The organism is Pontibacterium sp. (assembly GCF_041587635.1).
Classification (GTDB): domain Bacteria; phylum Pseudomonadota; class Gammaproteobacteria; order Pseudomonadales; family Balneatricaceae; genus Pontibacterium.
On record NZ_JBFGYC010000494.1, the window covers coordinates 1 to 2,989 of the forward strand.

General features: G+C 49.7%; 3 protein-coding genes. All 3 read right to left on the reverse strand.

The window, feature by feature from the left end:
* The coding region (gene speE / locus ABYW01_RS17995) for a polyamine aminopropyltransferase (RefSeq protein ID WP_372835473.1) at window positions 1-693 on the reverse strand (693 nt) is incomplete at its 3' end.
* 174 nt (window positions 694-867) lie between these two features.
* The gene (gene aroC, locus ABYW01_RS18000) at window positions 868-1,959 is read right to left on the reverse strand and encodes a chorismate synthase (RefSeq protein ID WP_372835476.1); all 1,092 of its coding nucleotides are present in this window, start codon (window positions 1,957-1,959) and stop codon (window positions 868-870) included.
* Between the two features lie 75 nt (window positions 1,960-2,034).
* A complete protein-coding gene (gene prmB, locus ABYW01_RS18005; protein WP_372835479.1) occupies window positions 2,035-2,952 on the reverse strand; it encodes a 50S ribosomal protein L3 N(5)-glutamine methyltransferase in 918 nt (305 codons plus the stop codon).
* Between the last annotated feature and the right edge of the window lie 37 nt (window positions 2,953-2,989).

Consider the following 2,989-nt stretch of genomic DNA (forward strand, 5'->3'; position numbering starts at 1 on the left):
CAGCGTCATTACACCGCCCACATAAGTTGGCACCGCAGCCGCATAGAAGGTCTGATCAGAAAAGTACGGACTCAAACGACGACGCGTTGTGACTACTTCATCAACCTGCATATAGGCCACACCATTCTGCGCCACAAAAATGCCACCTTCGTTCAGATGTTTTTTGCACCCCTGATAAAAATCACTGGAGAACAGCACTTCACCCGGGCCCACTGGATCAGTGCAGTCAGAGATGATGACATCGTATTTCTCACCATCCTGCTGAACGAAATCCATCCCATCAGCAATTACAATTTTTGCACGCGGATCGTCAAACGCACCCGCAGAATGACCCGGCAGGTATTCTTTGCACATATCGATAACCGCCTGGTCAATCTCAACCTGCGTCACCTGCTCTACTTCAGGATGCTTAAGCACCTCACGCAGAATACCACCATCACCGCCGCCGATAATCAGGACTTTTTTCGCATCGCCGTGCGCAAATAAAGGCACGTGGGTCAGCATCTCGTGGTATACGAACTCATCCTTCTCTGTCGTCTGGATGATCCCATCCAACGCCATCACAGTACCGAAAAAGCGGTTACGGAAGATAATCAGATGCCATGAATCCGTTTGCTGCTCAAACAGCACCTCATCAATCTCGAAGCTCTGGCCGTAACCATCGTATAATTTTTCAGTGTACAAAGTTGTCATCTTCTATACTCACCATCTTCGTGCACAAGCTGAAATCAGCCGCACAAAAAAAGCGTTAAGGCTGCAAAAGCAGCCCACCTTATTACTATCCATACGCAATATGCCCGGTTGCAACACCGGGCATATCAAAAACTGCAATTTGAAACTGCAGCCGAACCAGTGGTAATCCGAGAATTACTTAATCACCGGCAAATCAGATGTCACGTCTGCATTCTGCCCGCGATTGCGCAGGAAGTGGTCCATCAACACAATCGCCATCATCGCCTCTGCAATGGGTGTTGCCCGAATACCGACACAAGGATCATGACGACCTTTCGTCACGACCTCAATCTCTTCACCGCGATCGTTAATACTGCGACCCGGCAAACGCAAGCTTGATGTTGGCTTCAGCGCAATATGAGCAATGATATCCTGACCGGTGGAGATACCGCCCAAAATACCACCCGCATGGTTGGACAAGAAACCTTCCGGGGTCATCTCATCACGGTGCTCAGTACCTTTTTGCGCCACCGATGCAAAACCATCACCGATCTCAATACCTTTAACCGCGTTGATACTCATCAGCGCATGTGCCAGGTCTGCATCCAACCGGTCGAAGATCGGCTCACCCAATCCAACAGGCGCGCCACTCGCAACAACAGAAATTTTTGCTCCAACAGAGTTACCCTCTTTACGCAGCTCATCCATATACTGCGCCATCTCTTCTGCTTTTTTAGCATCAGGCGAAAAGAAGGGATTGTTACCTACTTCATTCCAGTCGAAGTTTTCCATATCAATCGCGATTGGACCCAACTGAGACAGATACCCTCGTACCTCAACCCCTTTAGATGCCAGGAACTTCTTCGCTACTGCACCGGCAGCAACGCGCATCGCAGTCTCGCGCGCAGAAGAACGACCACCACCGCGGTAATCGCGGAAGCCATATTTGTGAGAGTAGACGTAATCAGCATGAGCCGGTCGGAACGTCTCAGCAATGTTAGAGTAATCTTTCGACCGCTGGTCGGTGTTTTTAATCAACAGACCAATCGGTGTACCTGTCGTCTTACCTTCAAATACACCCGACAGAATCTCAACCACATCATCTTCACGACGCTGAGTCGTGTGACGAGACGTTCCCGGCTTACGGCGATCCAGATCAACCTGCAAATCTTCCGCGCTCAGCTCAATACCAGGAGGGCAACCATCAACAATACAACCCAGCGCGGGGCCGTGACTCTCACCAAAGGTGGTCACAGTAAAGAGTTTTCCGAAGCTATTTCCTGACATCGTTTCAATCCACTTTTATAAACATCGTCCAGCGTTTTCACGCCAGCTAACAGAGGCCTAAGTATACCGCCTCGCTTAAATTTCTTCCCGGTGCGCTTTCAGATCAGCTGCACTAATGGCAAACACGCCATTCCCACCCTGCTCCAGCTCCAGCCAGATCAGCGGCAATTGAGGATACTGCTCCATCAGATGCACTTCGCTATTACCCACTTCAACAACAAGCAGTCCATCATCAGTCAGATAGTCATTGGCTTCACGCAAAATACGCTTAGTGATATCCAGACCATCATCACCAGAACCCAAAGCCAATTCCGGCTCATGAGCATATTCATCCGGCATCGATGCCAGGTCTTCAGCATCTACATACGGTGGATTGGATACGATCAGATCATAACGCTCGCCTTTCAGCGCATTAAACAGATCACTCTGGCGAGGAATCACCCGCTGCTCCAGCTCATGCCGCGCCACGTTAATACTCGCAACATCCAGCGCATCATCGGACAGATCCACCAGATCTACATCGGATTCCGGGAATGCATACGCACACGCAATGCCGATACAACCACTTCCCGTACACAGATCTAAAATACGGTTCACTGCCCCTTCCCTCAGAAACGGGGCAAATTGCGCATCAATTAACTCAGCAATAGGTGAACGCGGAACAATCACTCGTTCATCGACATAAAATGGCATGCCTGAAAACCATGCTTCATTCGTCAGATAGGGCAACGGCACACGCTCAAGTACACGTTTATCAATGAACGCCAGAATCTTATCTTTCTCTGGGGAGGTAAGACGACCATCCAACACCGCCTTATCCGCATCCCACGGCAGATGCACGGCACCCAATACCAACTGCACTGCCTCATCCCATGCGTTGTCAGTGCCATGGCCGAAAAACACGTCGTGTTCTCCAAACGCACTCATGCACCAACGTATATAATCACGCAAAGTATGCAGTTCATTTTTAATCGGGTCTTGATCGTTCATCATTACTCACCGGATAATATCGCCCCGCTAAGGGTCACAG